This is a genomic window from Pseudomonas sp. P110(2024), assembly GCF_057480795.1.
The window spans coordinates 23,623-40,083 of the sequence record NZ_JBLIYT010000005.1; the positions used below are offsets into that span (position 1 = coordinate 23,623).

Annotated in this window: 14 protein-coding genes; 2 read left to right on the forward strand and 12 right to left on the reverse strand. The window is 66.2% G+C overall.

Features of this window, described 5'->3' with window-relative positions; all coding sequences use genetic code 11:
* Positions 1 to 62 precede the first annotated feature (62 nt).
* On the forward strand, positions 63 to 1,028 hold the full coding sequence (gene feaR, locus AC25ND_RS09205; RefSeq protein ID WP_083242056.1) for a transcriptional regulator FeaR: 966 nt from the start codon (positions 63 to 65) through the stop codon (positions 1,026 to 1,028).
* Positions 1,029 to 1,119: 91 nt separating this feature from the next.
* On the opposite strand, the gene AC25ND_RS09210 is transcribed toward feaR, so the two are convergent.
* The 12 genes from AC25ND_RS09210 to AC25ND_RS09265 all read right to left on the reverse strand — a co-directional run bounded on the left by AC25ND_RS09210 (position 1,120) and on the right by AC25ND_RS09265 (position 15,898).
* The gene (locus AC25ND_RS09210; protein ID WP_028688785.1) at positions 1,120 to 2,229 is read right to left on the reverse strand and encodes a class II histone deacetylase; all 1,110 of its coding nucleotides are present in this window, start codon (positions 2,227 to 2,229) and stop codon (positions 1,120 to 1,122) included.
* Positions 2,226 to 3,395 (reverse strand): MFS transporter, encoded by a 1,170-nt coding sequence (locus AC25ND_RS09215; protein ID WP_486976246.1) that lies wholly within the window; start codon positions 3,393 to 3,395, stop codon positions 2,226 to 2,228. The genes AC25ND_RS09210 and AC25ND_RS09215 overlap by 4 nt, the downstream gene beginning before the upstream one ends.
* Positions 3,396 to 3,404: 9 nt before the next feature.
* Positions 3,405 to 4,274 (reverse strand): transporter, encoded by an 870-nt coding sequence (locus AC25ND_RS09220; RefSeq protein WP_486976247.1) that lies wholly within the window; start codon positions 4,272 to 4,274, stop codon positions 3,405 to 3,407.
* A 96-nt stretch (positions 4,275 to 4,370) separates the two neighbouring features.
* Positions 4,371 to 5,342, reverse strand: a complete 972-nt coding sequence (locus tag AC25ND_RS09225) for a helix-turn-helix transcriptional regulator (RefSeq protein ID WP_036985706.1) — start codon at positions 5,340 to 5,342, stop codon at positions 4,371 to 4,373.
* 214 nt (positions 5,343 to 5,556) lie between these two features.
* A complete protein-coding gene (locus AC25ND_RS09230; RefSeq protein WP_028688789.1) occupies positions 5,557 to 5,922 on the reverse strand; it encodes a cupin domain-containing protein in 366 nt (121 codons plus the stop codon).
* A 30-nt stretch (positions 5,923 to 5,952) separates the two neighbouring features.
* On the reverse strand, positions 5,953 to 7,251 hold the full coding sequence (locus AC25ND_RS09235) for an NAD(P)/FAD-dependent oxidoreductase (protein ID WP_028688790.1): 1,299 nt from the start codon (positions 7,249 to 7,251) through the stop codon (positions 5,953 to 5,955).
* Positions 7,252 to 7,518: 267 nt separating this feature from the next.
* Positions 7,519 to 8,676: a cationic peptide resistance protein CprA gene (gene cprA, locus AC25ND_RS09240; protein WP_028688791.1), complete on the reverse strand. Its 1,158-nt coding sequence runs from the start codon at positions 8,674 to 8,676 to the stop codon at positions 7,519 to 7,521.
* Between the two features lie 370 nt (positions 8,677 to 9,046).
* Positions 9,047 to 9,709, reverse strand: a complete 663-nt coding sequence (pdeM, locus tag AC25ND_RS09245) for a ligase-associated DNA damage response endonuclease PdeM (protein WP_247284517.1) — start codon at positions 9,707 to 9,709, stop codon at positions 9,047 to 9,049.
* Entirely contained in the window at positions 9,706 to 12,303 is a 2,598-nt protein-coding gene (locus tag AC25ND_RS09250; protein ID WP_486976248.1) for a ligase-associated DNA damage response DEXH box helicase, read from the reverse strand. The genes pdeM and AC25ND_RS09250 overlap by 4 nt, the downstream gene beginning before the upstream one ends.
* On the reverse strand, positions 12,303 to 13,949 hold the full coding sequence (locus AC25ND_RS09255; protein WP_486976249.1) for an ATP-dependent DNA ligase: 1,647 nt from the start codon (positions 13,947 to 13,949) through the stop codon (positions 12,303 to 12,305). Before AC25ND_RS09255 ends, AC25ND_RS09250 begins: the two co-directional genes overlap by 1 nt.
* The gene (locus AC25ND_RS09260; protein ID WP_486976250.1) at positions 13,946 to 14,959 is read right to left on the reverse strand and encodes a ligase-associated DNA damage response exonuclease; all 1,014 of its coding nucleotides are present in this window, start codon (positions 14,957 to 14,959) and stop codon (positions 13,946 to 13,948) included. The genes AC25ND_RS09255 and AC25ND_RS09260 overlap by 4 nt, the downstream gene beginning before the upstream one ends.
* 108 nt (positions 14,960 to 15,067) lie before the next feature.
* Positions 15,068 to 15,898, reverse strand: coding sequence for an alpha/beta fold hydrolase (locus AC25ND_RS09265; RefSeq protein ID WP_236248121.1), 831 nt, complete (start codon positions 15,896 to 15,898; stop codon positions 15,068 to 15,070).
* A gap of 117 nt (positions 15,899 to 16,015) precedes the next feature.
* On the opposite strand from AC25ND_RS09265, the gene AC25ND_RS09270 reads away from it, so the two are divergent.
* A complete protein-coding gene (locus AC25ND_RS09270; protein ID WP_486976251.1) occupies positions 16,016 to 16,456 on the forward strand; it encodes a MerR family transcriptional regulator in 441 nt (146 codons plus the stop codon).
* Positions 16,457 to 16,461: the final 5 nt, after the last annotated feature.

Here is a 16,461-nt window from a genome sequence, read left to right on the forward strand (position 1 = left end):
CGCTCATTGATAACATGTTAACAATTAGCGCATAACAACAACGCCCGCGTGTGGAGGTTGCCATGCCCCAGCCCGTCACTCAGTGCAACGCCAGACCCGCCTTGGACGGCCTGGAGCGCTGGACCACGGCCATGCAGAAGGTCTGCGGCCGGTTCCAGACCGAACTGGCCTTCAACCGCTCGCTGTTCATCGGCGAGATCTCGACCTACAACCGCGCCGGCCTGGCCCTGGCCAACCTGCGCACCAACGCCGGCACTATCCGCCGCCTGGGCGACAACCCCGACCGCGACGACGACCAGCATTGCTTCCTGGTCAGCCAGCGCATGGGTTACTCGCAGATCACCCAGGATGGCGTGAGCATCCAGCTGTCGCCGGGCGAACTGCTGCTGATGGACTCGGTGGGCCCATGCGAGATCACCCCGTTCGGCCTGATCGAGCATGTCTCGCTGTCATTGTCTCGCGAGCAGGTGCGCAAGCACGTGACCGGGCAGGGCGCGACCTTCGGCAAGATCTCCTCGACCAACGCCTGCGGGCGCATGCTGCACCTGCTGATGGACCAGTTGTGCCGCGAAGGCGACGAGGCCGGGGAAACCCAGGGCGAGGCACTGCAGGCGGCGTTCATCGCCTTGCTGGAGCCAGGTTTCGAGCGTGGTGACGACAATCCCGGATCCCTCGCCGGGCTCAGCGGCGCCAGCCTGCGCGGCTACGTGCAGAAGGTCATCGACGAGTCGCTGGGCCAGCCGGGCCTGACCCCGGCAAACCTGGCCGAGCGCCTGAGCATCTCGGTGCGTCATCTGTACCGTCTGTTCGAGGAGGAGGGCGACAGCGTCTGCCGCTACATCCAGCGTTCACGCCTCAAGCGCAGCGCGGATGACCTGTCCAACCCGTTCCTCAAGCGCGAGTCGATCACCTCGATTGCCTACAAGTGGGGATTCACCGACTCGGCGCATTTCAGCCGGGCATTCAAGAAGCACTACGAGCAGTCGCCGAAGGATTTCCGGGCGATGGCTCTGATGCCTGGGCGGTAAGGACATCGCGGGGCAAGCCCGCTCCGACTAGGTTCTCATCGAACCTGTGGGAGCGGCGGTGCGCCGATGCGGCTTGCCCACGATGATGCAGTCAGACCAGACGCGCTCGCAGCCCTTCTACGTACTGCGCCACAAAACACCCATGTTCCGCCCCCGGCTGCTGCAACTCGATGAATGCCAGCATCGGGTCTTCCACCGCTGTCCTCACCCCCACCAACTCCTCCATCACCGCCAACCCACAGAACGGCACATAGGCCTCGGCATACCCACCCTCGTGCACCATCACCAATCGCCCTGAGCACAGCTGCTCGGCGGTCTCGCGCAGCATCCGCGTCATGACCCGGAACGACTCGCTGTGCAGCAGCATCCGCGCCAGCGGATCGACCGCGTTGGCGTCATAGCCGCAGGCCACCACGATCAACTCCGGCTGGAAGCGCTGCAATGCTGGCAACACGATCTGCTCCATCGCCTGCAGGTAACCCGCATGCCCGGTACCGGCCGGCAACGGAATGTTCAGGTTGCAGCCCTCGCCATCGCCCACGCCGCGTTCATCGGCGCCGCTGTAGCCCGGTGGGTAGCAATGCTCCTGGTGCAGGGACACGGTCAGCACGTCACCGCGCTGGGCATAGATCGACTGGGTGCCGTTGCCGTGGTGCACGTCCCAGTCGATCACCGCCACCCGTCCCAGGCCGTGGCGTGCCTTGGCCGCCTCAATAGCGATGGGGATGTTGGCCAGGAAGCAGAAGCCCATGGCCTGGTCGGCCAGGCAGTGGTGCCCCGGCGGGCGCGACAGCGCGTAGGCATTGTCGGCTTCGCCGCGCAGTACCGCGTCAACAGCGGCGATGGCCAGGCCAGCGGAGAGCCTGGCGATCTCGAAGGTGCCCGGGCCGATCGGCGCCTGCAGCCCCAGTTCGCCGCCACCGGCATCGCTCAGCGCCTTGAAGCGCGCCAGGTAATGCGACGGGTGCACGCGCAGCAGGTCGGCGTCGCTGGCGGCTTCGGCGCTGCGCTGCAGCAACTGGCGCGACAGGCCCGAGACGTCCATCAGGTTCTTCAGGCGTCGCTTGGTTTCCGGCGACTCGGCAAAGCCCGCGGCGGCGGGGGGCTGCACCCAACCGCCGACTGGCAGGGTGAGGGCATGCAGCCCGGCGCTGTGCCAGAAGCACAGTTCGTCGGAGAAAAACGCGGTACGGCGGCTCATGGGTGGACTCCAGTGGTGAGCGGGGAACGGTTAAGGCGGGCGAGCATCAGGCTGATGAACGCCAGCAGCAGGCAGCCGATGCTGCCGAGCAGCACGGCGGGCATGCCGTGGCGCGATTCGAGCAGCGGGCCGGCGATGGCCGGGCCCAGGGCCAGGCCGCCACCGATGACCAGGTTGGCGCTGTTCATCAGACGCCCGGCGCGGTCGTGGTCGGCCAGGCAGGCGAGGATGAACGGCAGGGCGAAGGTCCAGCAGTACTTGAACAGCAGCGCGGCCAGGGCGAAACGGCGCAGGTCGGGGCTGCCCAGCAGCAGGGCGACGGCCAGCGCCATCAGGCCGATGCCCAAGGCCAGAGGCAGGTTGCGCGGCCAGCGTGGGCCGATCAGCGTGGCGCACAGCGAGCCGGCAATGCCCATCAGGGTGGCGATGGACAGGATCCGGCCACTGCTGCCCGGGTCGATCGCCGCGCTGGCGGCGATACTGCCGATGAAGGTCCACACCGCGCTGAGCCCCGTGTAGAACAGCAGTACCGCCAGCAGTCCGCACAGACCCGGGAGCCAGCGGTGCTCGAGCGGGGCGTGCGCAGGTTTCATCGGGCCGGGCGCGGCCGAGGCCGGAAAGGCGCCGGCCAGCGGCAGGCACAGCAGCATCAGCAGCGCCAGGCCCAGGTACAGGGCCTTGAGCCCGAATCCCCCGAACAGCGGCGGCAGCAGCCACAAGCCCACGGCGCCGAGGATCAATTGGCCGCTGACCCACAGCCCATACACCCGGTCGGGCTGCCGGCTGCTGGCCGCGCTGGCGATGCACACCACCATCAGCGTGCCGCCGGCCAGGGCGCTGAGCACGCGCAGGGCCATCAGCGCCAGGTAGCTGTCGCAGCCGGTCGAGGCCAGGTTGGCCAGGATGAACAGCAGCGCCGCGCCTCGCGCCACCCGACGCCAGTCCCAGCGGGGCTGCCAGTAGTAGGCGGGCAGGGTGGCCAGGCTCATGGCCGCCAGCTCCGCGGAAAACAGCTGGCCGACACGCGCCGGCCCGAGGCCCAGCTGGGCGGCGTACTGGCCAGCGACCGCCGGCGCGGTCATCAGCACGCAGGGCACCACGGCGGCGAACAGCACGATGGCCAGCAGCCGCAGCGGTGGCAGGCCGATAGCAGTGAAGACAGGCATGGCGATTCCTCAGAAGACGTGGACGAAACGCAGCAGCAGGTTGTCCTGGGCGTAGGCGTTGTCGGTGGAAACATTGCGGGTCAGGCCGAGCAGCACTTGGTTGCGCCGGTCGAGCCAATGGCCGAGCTCGAAGCCGACCTGGGTGTCGCGCTGGTGGCTGTTGTCCAGGTGCCGGCCATCGAGCTCCAGTTGGCCGCCGTCGGCGTGGATCAGGCGCAGGGCGCCGTAGGTGGTGGGAGTGAAGTCGTAGGAGGCGAAGGCCTGCAGGCGGTACAGCGGCTTCTGCTTGAGCTCGTTGTCGAAGTAATCGTCGTTGCGGCCGTACAACTGTGCTTCGAGATTGGCCTCGAGCAGCCAGCGTTCGCCCACGCCTTGGGTGTAGTTGTAGTTCAGGTGCAGCGCCCAGCGGTTGGCGCCGGGCGATACGCCGGGGTTGCTGGCGTGGTACTCGCCGACCGGCACGCTGAGCAATGCCAGCAGCCCGCTGTAGGTACGGTTTTGCGGATCGTTGATGAAGAACAGCGTGCCACCGACCTGCGGATCGCCGATGCCGCGCTCGCGGGTGTGGCCGTCGCTACCCGGCAGGCGCGCCTCGGTGTCGACGTAGGGCACGATGAACTGCGGCGTGCACAACGTGCCGCAGATGTCAGTGAACCACAACTGGCGATAGGCGAAGGCGTTGACCGCCAGGTCGGCCTTGCCGTTGCCGTCGGCGGCGCCATGGTAGTCGTTGGCGCGGGTCAGCGGCAGGTACGCGACCCCCAGGCGGGTGCCCACCGGGGCACTGACGAAATCGCGGGCATTGAGGTCGGCGGCCTGGGCATGGGCGCCGGCCAGGGTGAGGGCCAAGGCAAGCCAGCGGCTGCGAGGGTCGGGCATGGGCGTGTTCCTTTGTTGTTGTGGTTGGCGAACAGCGGGCAAAGGCGCCCCAACCCCGCGAGCCAGGCTGGCGGGCTGGAGGGCGTCAGGAAGGGGTCAGAGCGGAGGGTGGTGCAGCAGCTGGGTGATCCCGGCCTTGCTGTTCACGCCCAGCTTGCTGTAGATGCTGCGGATGTGGTGGCGCACGGTATTGGGCGCCACCCCCAGTTCGCGGGCGATCTGTTTGTAGGTGCCGCCGCCGCCGAAGCGCTCGGCCACATCCGCCTCGCGGGCGCTGAGCTGGGCCAGGGCCGAACGGGGCCGGGCGGCCAGCAGGAACAGGTCGCCCACGGCGGTGGCGTCCAGTTGCAGGTGCTGGCCACGGTAGCTGGCGGGACTGACCTCGGCCGGCAGGTGCGGGCCGCTCCAGCGCGGCCATTCCAGCAGCAGGCGCTCGACGAAGCCGCGTTCGGCGTGGTGCAGGGTGCCCTGGCGGTCGCAGACGGCCAGCGACAGGGTGTTGGCGCCGTCCAGCGCCTCGCGCAGTGCCACCAGGGCGCGGATCTGGTTGGCACCCTCGGCGGCCACCAGGTGCGGCATCAGGTGATCGAGCAGCAAGCGCTCGTGGGCGGTGAAGCTGGCCGCGCCGTGGGCCCGGTAGAGGGTCAGGTGCACGCTGAGGCGGGTCTGTGGGTCGATATGGATGATGCACAGGAACTCGCCGAAACCGTGGCGGGCGCCGAGCCAGCGCAGGCCCTCGGGGGCGTCGTCGGCCTGGCTGTCGACGATCACCGAGCGGCCCGGCTGGGCATGCACCTGCTGCACGGTGATGTCCTGGTGGCGAATCGACTGCCAGTCCTGCACGTAACCAGGCGGCAGCCTGTAGACATGGCTGCTGTGTTCGTGGGGCAAGCCATCGACCAGCGCGGCGCGGCCCCACCAGGCCTTGTCGAACGGGATCAGCTCGCCGGCGCGTTCGAGCATGCGGTCATGGAAGCTTGGCAGCGGCTGTTCCTGGGCCAGGCGCTGCAGTTCCAGGACCAGGGCGTTGAACAGCGTGAAGCCTGGGGACGCGAGGAAATCGGACATGGGCGGTACCTGGCTGCGACGTTCTTGTTGTTGTCAGGGCCTGGGGGGAGTATCGCCAAGTGGGGAGGGGTAAGACCATCCTGCAGATGCAGGATACAGTGCCTGAAGCGTCATAGGCGTGGGAGCGGGCTTGTCCCGCGATAGCATCAGTCTGCCTGACGAGGATGTACCGGCAGCCGCTATCGCGGGGCAAGCCCGCTCCCATAGGGAGGTATCAGGCAATCGCCAGGTAATGCTTCACAAAGGTCTCGCTCAGCACTTCCCACAGCACCGGCGTGCCCTTGGTCACGAACCAGGCATCACCCGCTTTGTAGCGCGTCACCTGACCGGTGGATTCATCGGTCAGCTGGATCTCGCCGGTCACGATCACCGCCTGCTCGCTGAACGGATAGACCATGCGGAACTTGCCTTGGGTGGTGCCGAAGTAGGCGCTGCTGAGCGGATCGGTGGGGGCGCCGTGGGTCATCTTGCCGTAGCACTTGACCTCGCCTTCGAGGATGGTCGAGCCCAGGTCGGCAACGGTGCCCCAGGCGTCGAGTTCGGACAGTTGCACACCCTGGCGGACGGCGGTGAGGGTCATGGTGGTTCTCCTGGTCTTGTTCAAAAGGAATCAACGGCGGCCGTTGAAGAAGCCCGACAGCTGATGCACGGTCTTGCCGGCGGTCAGCAGCAGCGGGCGGATATGGTCCTTGCCGAGGATGCGCGCATGCTTGACCGAGCTGATCAGGTCGTAGCGGCTGGAGCCTTCGCTCATGCCTTCGGCGAGAATCTTGCAGATGATGTGGCTGGGGGTGACGCCAAAGCCCGAATAGCCCTGCACGTAGAAAGCGTTGGGGCGGTTGCTCAGGGTGCCGATCTGCGGGAACAGGTTGGCGCTGGTGGCCATCGGCCCGCCCCAGGCCAGGTCGATGCGCACGTCCTTGAGGTAGGGGAAGATCTTCAGCATCAGGTTGCGGTTCCAGGCCTTCAGGTCCTTCGGGATGTGTTCCACGAACGGGGTGGCGGCGCCGAACAGCAGGCGGTTCTCGCGGGTGACGCGGTAATAGTCGATTACCGGGCGGATGTCGCTGTAGGCGCCGCGAATCGGGCTGATGCGCTGGATGAGTTCGTCCGGCAGTGGCTCGGTCATCAGCTGGAAGGCGTAGGTGTTGACGGTGCGCGCATGCAGCTCGGGTTCGAGCTTGTTGAGGAAGCTGTCACAGGCCCACAGCAGCTTGTTGGCCTTGACCGAGCCGCGTCCGGTGCGCACGGTGATCCGCTCGCCGTAGCGCACCTCCAGGGCCGGGCTGTGCTCGAAGATCCGCGCGCCGTGGCCGGCCAGGGCCTGGGCCTCGCCGAGCAGCAGGTTCAGCGAGTGCACGTGGCCACCACCCATGTGCAGCAGGGCGCTGCTGTAGGCGTCGGAGCCGATGATCTGCTTGACCTCCGAGCCGCCGAGAAAGCGAATCTCGTCCTTGCCGTTGATCGCCTTGAAGTCCTTTTCCCAGGCGCGCAGGGTCTTTTCCTGGCGGGCGTTGAAGCCCATGTAGCCGTAGCCGTGGCAGAAGTCGGCGTCGATCTGGTAGCGGGCGATGCGGTCCTTGATGATGCCGGCGCCCAGTTCGCTGATCTCGAAGATCTCGCGCAGGCCCTTTTCGCCGACACTGCCCTTGATCTTCTCCAGGTCGTGGCCGATGCCGGCCATGATCTGCCCGCCATTGCGACCGGTGCCGCCGAAACCCAGGTAGCGGGCTTCGAGCACGACGACGTTGGTGATGCCTTTCTCCGCCAGTTCCAGGGCGGTGTTGATGCCCGAGAAGCCGCCGCCGATCACCACGACATCGGCCTCGATGTCGCTTTCCAGGGTGGGGAAGCTCAGGTTGTACTTCTTGGTGGCGGTGTAGTACGTGGGCGTTTCGATGTTGATCATGGCGCAGCCTGGACAGTTGGAATTGTTGGACAGCAGGGCTTGCACAAGCGCTGGCGGTTACAGGCATTGAGCACCTAACGACAGGTAGGTGTCTTGCCTGGGGCTGCCAGGGTGTTGCTTCAGGCTGCCAGAAATTCCATCTCGAAAGGCATACGGCGGCAGCATGACCTCCACGGGAGGTGTGGTGATCATGCGCCTCATGAATATGTTAAGTAAATTACCCCCAGCGACTGTTTTCCCTGTAGGAACGGTGAATGGCTTGGGTTCTTACTTGAAATCCCACTGCATCTGCGTGGCGATGCTCACGCCGCTGGACGACCTGACACACACGTCCAGGTAGTCGGTGAAGCGTGGCGGCACGGCGATGCCTTCTTCCAGCAACCGGCTGTTGTCGAACAGGTAGTTGAGGTCAGCAAAACCGCTGTACAGGCGCAGTGCGCGCAGCACCAGGCGCGGGTTGGCCGGGCCGATGCGGGCTTCGAAGCGGCCGGCCAGCGACTTCAGGTCGTCGACATCGACCTTGCGGTAACGCTCGCCCACCGGTTGCGCGCCATTGGCCAGGGCAAAGGCCTGGTCGATCTCGGCGAAGGTGCAGGCCGAACCGTGGCCGGCGGAGATGTGGTACAGGTCATGGCCCAGGCGCGGCTTGAGAGCCAGGCCGATCAGCGCCTCGGCGCAATAGTCGACCGGGATCACGTCGATCTGTTCGTCGAGGCCACAGGTAAAGCTTTCCAGGGCGAAACCCATGCGGAACACCCAGAAGATGCTGCCCGACGCCTGGCAACCGAGGCTGCGATGGCCGACCACGATGGACGGCCGCGCTACCACCAGGGGCAGGGCGGGCAGCGCTTCACGCAGGCGTCGCTCGATCTCCGCCTTCGAGGCGGTGTAGTCCACCAGTTGCTGGGCCGCCTCAGGGAATTCCCAGGATTCGCTGATCGGCGACTCCCGCTGCGGGCCGCAGCACATGGCGGTGCCCACGTGCAGGAAGCGCTTCAGGCGCGTGGAGCGGCTCAGCACCTGGGCGAAGGCGAAGGTGCCCTCGACGTTCACCGGCCAGATGTTGGGGTTCTTCGAGAATGACGCCACGGCGGCGCAGTTGATTACCCGGTCGATCTGCATCAGCCGTGGGGTCTCGCGGGCCAGCCAGGCGGTGTCGAGAAAATCGCCGCAGATGATCTGCGCCTCGCTCAGTGCCAAGCCCTGGCGCTCATCGACGCCGTGTTGGCGCAGGTTGTCGCGCAGGCGCTGCAGGCCCTGGGCCGAGTTGTCAGCGCGGACCAGGAAGCACAGGGCGCTGGCCTGGCCTTCGGCGATCATCCGGGCGGCGACGGCGCCCCCGAGAAAACCTGTGGCGCCGGTCAGCAGGATACGTTCCTGCGTTGCGTTGAACGTGTCGGGCGCGCCGGTGGCTGGGGTGTTCATAGTTTTCCTCGGTAGATGTTTTGCCCGTACTACATGCCATGGAATGGATGTAAAAGTTTTGTGTACGGTGCGGCTGCAACACAATTGCATGGGCGCGCGTCTTTTCTTTTAATTAAAAAGCGCAGACGCTGACATAAAAGATGAAGTGCTCGGTGTAGGGCGAGCACCCCGTTGCCACGCCAGTCGTGGACCAGGGCGCTGATTGATTGTCGGTCCGTTGAAACGTGAATTCAATTAACTGTTGTGCGCGATATTAATGTTTTTAGTGAAATAATTTTAATGGGTAGTGAGCCGATGTAAATCGGTGTTATCAATATGTAAATATATTTAAAGTTGGCGCGCGGTTGACACTTTTTCACACGAAGGTTATTCACGGTGCCTCCCAGATCCCGCCGTCGCCGATGACGAAAACCCGCTGCCCGACAGTGGCCTGCACGGTGAAGCCGCCGGTGAAACTGCCGAATGCTGGCAGCAGGGTCAGGTGTTCGCTCACGCTGAAACAGGGCAGGCGCACCTGCTGTCGGCCCCGGCCACGCAAGCGATACGCAGGATGCACATGGCCCGCCAGCACGTGACGGCCTGGAAACGGGATCGGCTCGTGCTGCAGGGCGAACGGCCCGAGCAGCAGGGGCTCGGGAACGACCTCGATGCCCAGCTGCGCAGGCGGATCGCCGGCATGTCGGTCATGGTTGCCGCGCACCAGCAGCATCGGCAGTGCGCGATGGCGACCGCGCCATTCGGCCAACGCCGCCAGTGTGCGAGGTGTCCTCCCCGCCGCGCTGTGCAGGAAGTCACCGAGCAGCACCAGCTGTCGACAGGCGAAGCCGCTCAGCAGGGTGTCAAGACGCTGCAGGTTTTCAGCGGTGGTGCCGCTGGGCACCGGCTGGCCCAGCGCCCGGTAACCGGCGGCCTTGCCCAGATGAAGGTCGGCGACCAGCAAGGTACGTTGCTCAGGCCACCACACTGCCTTGCCTGCGAGCAGCCAGAGTTCGCTGCCGGCCACCTGTACGACCTGGTGAACGGGGTGGGTCATGGCTCGTTGTTCCGTGCCTGACGTTTCGGCCGGGGTCGGCCATCCTTGTGTCGCCTCTGGGCTGCGGCTTGAGGCTGTGCACATTCCACCCGTGGCGGCGCCAGGGCCGTGCCCGTGCCGCTCGCGTCTCCGGCCGCCTCTTCCAGCTCGGCCACCATGCGCTGGATGCGGTCCGCCAGTTTTTCCGAACTGAGGCCTTCGCGGAACCGCTCCACCAGCAGCGGGAAGGCGAACGGTGTCGCGCGCCGTAGCGGCCTTACCAGCAGGCGCAGTCCGCGCAGGCGCTGCAGCGTCTGGTCCAGGCGCGTTACGTCAAGTTCCTGGCTGAGTACCTCCTGATGCGCCTGGGTGAGCAACAGGTTGTCCGGATCGTGCTGTCTGAACACATCGAAGTACAACCCGCTCGAGGCCTGCAGCTGCCGGGCGCTCTTGGGCGCACCGGGATAGCCGGTGAACACCAGTCCGGCGACCCGGGCAATTTCGCGAAAGCGTCGTCGTGCCAGCTCGCCGGCGTTAAGGCTGGCGAGCACCTCAGGCAGCAGGTCGTCGCTGGCGAACAAGGCTGGGGTCAGGGCTTCGGCGTAATCAATGGCGCTGGCACAGAGCAGCTCCAGGCCGTAGTCGTTGACCGCGATCGAGAAACTCAGGGGCACATTTCGCGCCAGCCGCCAAGCCAGCAGGCTGGCGAGCCCCAGATGGACCGAGCGTCCGGCGAAGGGGTAGAGGAACAGGTGCCAGCCCTCGCGCGACTTCAACGTTTCCGCCAGCAAGGTGTCCTTGCCGGGCAACGCCGACCAGGCTTTCTGCACCTGCAGCAGGGGGCGCAGCAGCTGCATTTCCGGGCCGTCGTACACGCCCTGGTCCGCTGCATCCAGCTTGGCCAGCATGGCATCGGCCAGCTCGCCGGAAAGCGGCATGCGCCCGCCGTTCCAGCGGGGAATGGCGGGTTTGCGGCGGGTTGAGCGACGCACGTAGACCGTCATTTCGCGCACCTCCACCAGTTCCAGGGAGCGACCGGCGAACAGGAACGTATCCCCAGGGCGCAGGCGGGCAATGAAGCCTTCCTCGATGGTGCCCAGCGAGCCGCTGCCGCCTCGGCCCCAGAACTTCACCGTGAGGCTGGCGTCGCTGACGATGGTACCGACGCTCATGCGGTGACGACGCGCCAGCCGCGCGTCGGGTACCTGCCAGAGGCCGCTGGCGTCCGGCTCGGCACGGCGAAAGTCAGGGTAGGCGGTGAGCGAATGGCCGCCATGGCGGATGAACGCCAGCGCCCACTGCCACTGGGCGTCGGTCAACGCCCGGTACGACCAGGCTTCGCGCACCTCAGCGAGCAGCTCTTGGGCATGAAACCCATCGCCAAGCGCCATGCTCACCAGGTGCTGGACCAGCACGTCCAGCGGATGTTCGGGCGCCTGGCGCGCCTCGACCTTGCCTTCGGCCACCGCAGTGCGCGCGGCGGCGGCCTCCAGCAGCTCCAGGGCATGGGTCGGTACCAGGGTCGCCCGGGACGCTCGCCCCGGTGCGTGACCGGATCGCCCGGCGCGCTGCATCAGGCGCGCCACGCCCTTGGCCGAGCCGATCTGCAGCACCCGTTCGACCGGCAGGAAATCCACTCCAAGGTCCAGGCTTGAGGTACACACTACCGCTTTCAACTGGCCGAGCTTGAGGGCCTGCTCGACCCAGTCGCGCACCTCGCGCGACAGCGAACCATGGTGCAAAGCCAGTAACCCGGCCCAGTCGGGGCGGGCCTCGAGCAGCGCCTGGTACCAGTTTTCCGCCTGCGAGCGCGTGTTGGTGAACACCAGCGTGGTGGCGCTGCCCTCCAGCTCGGCGATGACCTGTCCGAGCATGCGCAGACCCAGGTGGCCGGCCCAGGGAAAGCGCTCGAACACAGCCGGCAGCAGGGTGTCGATGCGCAGGTCCTTGGCGGTGCGGCCTTGCACCAGCCGGCCGGCGGGCATCAGCACCTGCCGGGCGTGTTGCAAATTGCCGAGCGTGGCCGACAACCCCCAGACCAGCAGGCCAGGTTGCCAGCGGCGCAGACGGGCGAGTGCCAGCTGCAACTGCACACCGCGCTTGTTGCCCAGCAGTTCGTGCCATTCATCGACCACCACCATGCGCAGGCTGGCGAAGGCTTCGCGGGCACTGGCCTGGGTCAGCAGCAGGGTCAGGCTTTCCGGTGTGGTGACCAGGGCGCTGGGCAGTCGCCGTCCCTGACGCGCACGTTCGGCGCTACCGGTATCGCCGGTGCGCAAGCCGACGCGCCAGTCTATTCCGAGCGCATCAAGGGGCGCCTGGAGGGCTTTTGCCGTATCGGCAGCCAGCGCGCGCATCGGCGTGATCCACAGTACCGTCAGCGGGGCCAAGGCTGGTTTCCTGGCCCCACGCGTTGTCAGCGCCGCTGGCTGGACGAAGCGATCCAGCGCGGCGAACCATACCGCGTAGGTCTTGCCGGCACCGGTGGCGGCATGCAGCAGGCCCGACTCGCCCTGATCGACGGCCTGCCAGACCTCCTTCTGGAAGGCGAAGGGTTTCCAGCCTCGCTCGGCGAACCAGGTCGACGAAGGCCGTGGCCGTTTCGCCGTCACCATCAGAGCAGCCCCTGCAGCGTGGCCAAGGTGTCGGCCTGTTCTATGGTCTTGTCGGTGCGCCAGCGCAGCATGCGCGGGAAGCGCACCGCAATGCCGCTCTTGTGGCGCCTGGACAGGGAGATGCCTTCGAAGCCCAGTTCGAACACCAGAGTCGGCGTGACACTGCGCACCGGCCCGAACTTCTCCACGGTGGTCTTGCGAATGATCGCATCGACCTTGCGCATTTCATCGTCGGTGAGGCCGGAATAGGCCTTGGCGAACGGAACCAGGACGCGCTCGCCCGGGGCGCTGTCGTCCCACACCGCGAAGGTGTAGTCGCTGTACAGGCTGGCGCGGCGACCATGGCCACGCTGGGCGTAGATCAGCACCGCATCGACGCTGAACGGGTCGATCTTCCATTTCCACCACACGCCGAGGTCGCGGGTGCGCCCGACGCCGTACAGCGAATCGCGGCGCTTGAGCATCATGCCTTCGACGCCGAGCTGACGGGAGGACTCGCGCTGACGGGCCAGCGCCAGCCAGTCTTCGCCACCCAGCCTGGGCGACAGGCGCAAATGCGCGTCGCCGACTTCGTCGACGAGTTGTTCCAGCTGTGCCCGACGTTGATCCTGGCTGCGGTTGCGCCAATCCTGGCCTTGCCATTCCAGCAGGTCATAGGCCAGCAGGGCTGCCGGCAACTCCTCTAGCAGCTTCCTGCCGAGCGTCTTGCGGCCGATGCGTTGCTGCAGCAAGGCGAACGGCTGCACGCCAAACCCGTCGCCGACGGCGTCCTTGCAGATCACCAGTTCGCCATCGAGCACCGTGCCTTCGGGCAGCGCGGCGGCCAGGTTGGCAAGCTCGGGAAAACGCTCGGTGATCAGCTCCTCGCCGCGCGACCAGAGCCAGCCACGCCCGTCGCGCTTGATCAGCTGGGCGCGGATACCGTCCCATTTCCATTCCACCAGCCAATCCTGGGCAGGTCCGAGCAAGGCCTCGAACCGCTCGACCGGCTCCTGCAGCGGGTGCGCCAGGAAGAACGGGTAGGGTTGGCCGCCACGCTGGGCGTGCTCCTCGTGGGATTCAGGGGCAATCAGGGCCAGGTAGCGCTGCGGCGTCGGCCGGTGCGAAAGGTCGGTATAGCCCACCATGCGCTGCGCCACGCGCTTGGCGTCGACCCCGGCCAGGCTGGCCAGCGCCCGGGTCACCAGCAGTTTCGAGACGCCGACGCGAAACGCGCCGGTGAGCAGCTTCAGGCTGACCATCAGGCCCTGGCGGTCAAGCAGCGCCCAAAGCTGCTGCAGGCGTTCGCCCAGTGCTTGCGGAGGCAGCCCGCGTAGCGGCAGCAACTGCTCCAGCCACCATACCAGGCTGTGCTCCGAAGCCTGAGGCGACTCGGGCAACAGCAGCGAGATTGTTTCGGCCAGGTCGCCGACCGCCTGGTAACTTTCCTCGAACAGCCACTCGGGCAACTGGCAGCGCTGAATGGCCAGCTCGCGCAGCAGACGGGTCGGCACCACTTGCCGCGGGCGTCCGCCGGCCAGGAAGTAAACCGCCCAGGCGGCGTCGGCCGGTGGGGCGCTGGCGAAGTATTGCTGCAGCGCGGCAAGCTTGGCATTGCTCGAAGTCGTGGCGTCGAGCCGGGCGTAGAGGTCGGCGAAGGCTTTCATGGCGCGGGTGCCTCCAGGGTGTCGTCTTCCTCGCCGTACTCGGTGTGGAAGGCGCGGGCATCCAAGCCACGTTCACCGAGGTAACGGACCAGCACGTTGACCTGGCCGTGGGTGACCATCACCCGTTCGGCCCCGCTCTGCTCGATGGCCCAGAGCAGGCCGGGCCAGTCGGCATGGTCGGAGAGCACGAAGCCGCGGTCCACGCCGCGCCGCCTCCGGGCGCCGCGCAGCAGCATCCAGCCGCTGGCGAAGCCATCGCTGTAGTCGCCAAACCGTCGCAGCCAGGTGCTGCCGGCGGCCGACGGCGGGGCGAGCACCAATGCCTGGCGCAGCAGCGGATCCCCCCGGGTGGTCGCGGTGGCGGACAAGGTATCGGGCAGGTGTATGCCGGCCTCGCGGTAGACACGGTTCAGCGGTTCGACGGCGCCGTGCACCAGCAGCGGGCCGATACTGGCATCGATGCCATGCAGAACTCGCTGTGCCTTGCCGAAGGCATAGGCGAACAGCACGCTGGCGCGTCCGGCGGCGGCATTGGCGCGCCACCAGGCATCAATGTCGGCGAACAGGCGGGCTTGGGCTTGCCAGCGATAGATCGGCAGGCCGAAGGTCGATTCGCTGATGAAGGTGTGGCAGCGCACCGGCTCGAAGGGCTCGCAGGTACCGTCCGCTTCGACCTTGTAGTCGCCCGAGGCGACCCATACTTCGCCATGGTACTCCAGGCGCACCTGGGCCGATCCGAGCACATGGCCGGCCGGGTGCAGGCTCAGGGTAACGCCACGATGCTCCAGGCGGGCGCCGTAGGACAGGGTCTGCAGGTCGATGTCCTCGCCCAGTCGGGCGCGCAGTATGCCCGCGCCGGGCGCGGCTGCCAGGTAGTGACGATTGCCCCGGTGGGCATGGTCGCCATGGGCATGGGTGATGACCGCCCGGTCCACCGGGCGCCACGGGTCGATGTAGAAATCACCGGGAGGGCAGTACAGGCCCTCGGGGCGGGCGACGATCAGCTCCATGGCGCACCTTGACCTTGGGGGTTAAAAGCTCAGAGCGTTGGGAGACGGGACAGGTTCATTCGGGCCAACGTCCGATCTCAGGATCGACGTCGGACGTTGACCCGTCGGTTAGGCGCGGAAGAACGCCAGCAGATCCTGGTTGATGACTTGCGCGTGGGTGGTCGGCATGCCGTGGGGGTAGCCCTTGTAGGTCTTCAGGATGCCCTGGGGCAGCAACTTGGCCGACAGTGGCCCTGAATTGTCGTAGGGCACGATCTGGTCGTCGTCACCATGCATCACCAGCACCGGGACGTTGACTTTCTTCAGCGACTCGGTGAAGTCCGTCTGGGAGAATGCGACAATGCCGTCGTAGTGCGCCTGGGCGCCACCCATCATGCCCTGGCGCCACCAGTTGAGGATCACCCCCTGGTCCGCCTTGGCTCCGGGGCGGTTGTAGCCGTAGAACGGACCCGCCGGAATGTCGTGATAGAACTGCGCCCGGTTGGCCTTGAGCTGGGCCTGCAGGTCATCGAATACCGACTTGGGCAGCCCGCCGGGGTTGCTGTCGGTCTTGACCATCAAGGGAGGAACCGCAGCGATGATCGCGGCCTTGGGCACCTTGTCTTCGGGATGGCGGGCCATGTAGTGGATCACCTCGCCGCCGCCGGTGGAGTGGCCGACATGGATCGCGCCCTCGACGCCCAGGTGCTTGACCACTGCGGCCACATCGTCGGCATAGTGGTCCATGTCGTGGCCATCCCAGACTTGGCTTGAGCGGCCATGGCCACGGCGGTCGTGGGCGACCACGCGATAGCCTTCGGCGACGAAGAACAGCAGCTGGGCGTCCCAGTCATCGGCGCTGAGCGGCCAGCCGTGGTGGAAGAAAATCACCTGGGCGTTACGCGGCCCCCAGTCCTTGTAGAAGATTTCGACACCGTCTTTGCATGTGACGTATCCCATTGTGCTTCTCCTTTTTCCAGGGTGTGGAGCGGGCAGGCCGGTGACGGTTCACTTGGCCACCGGACAACTCTAGGATTAAAGTGCGCTTGAAGGTCAATACAATTTCAAAGGTGCCGCATGAGAATAGGAGAGCTGGCCAAACTCACAGGGTTGGCTGCGTCGCGTATCCGTTTTTACGAGGCCAGCGGGCTGATCAGCTCGGTCGAACGCAAGGCCAATGGTTATCGCGACTACGACGCCGACGCGGTGTGGGTGCTGGAAATGATCACTAACGCCCAGGCTGCGGGATTCTCGCTGGAGGAAATCCGCCAGCTGCTGCCGGCCAAGGCCAAGGGCTGGCAGCATGACGAACTGCTGGGCGGGCTCAAGCGCAAGGTCGAGGAGATCGAGCGGCTGCAGGAGCGCCTGGCGCGCAACAAGGCGCAGCTGCTGCTGGTGATCGAGGGGATCGAGAGCAAGCCCGAGGGCATGCGTTGCGTGGACAATTCGCAACGGGTGCTGGAGCGGTTGCGCGAGGAGCTCGCCCAGGACAAGGCGCGGCGAGCTACTGACGTGTAGGCGCT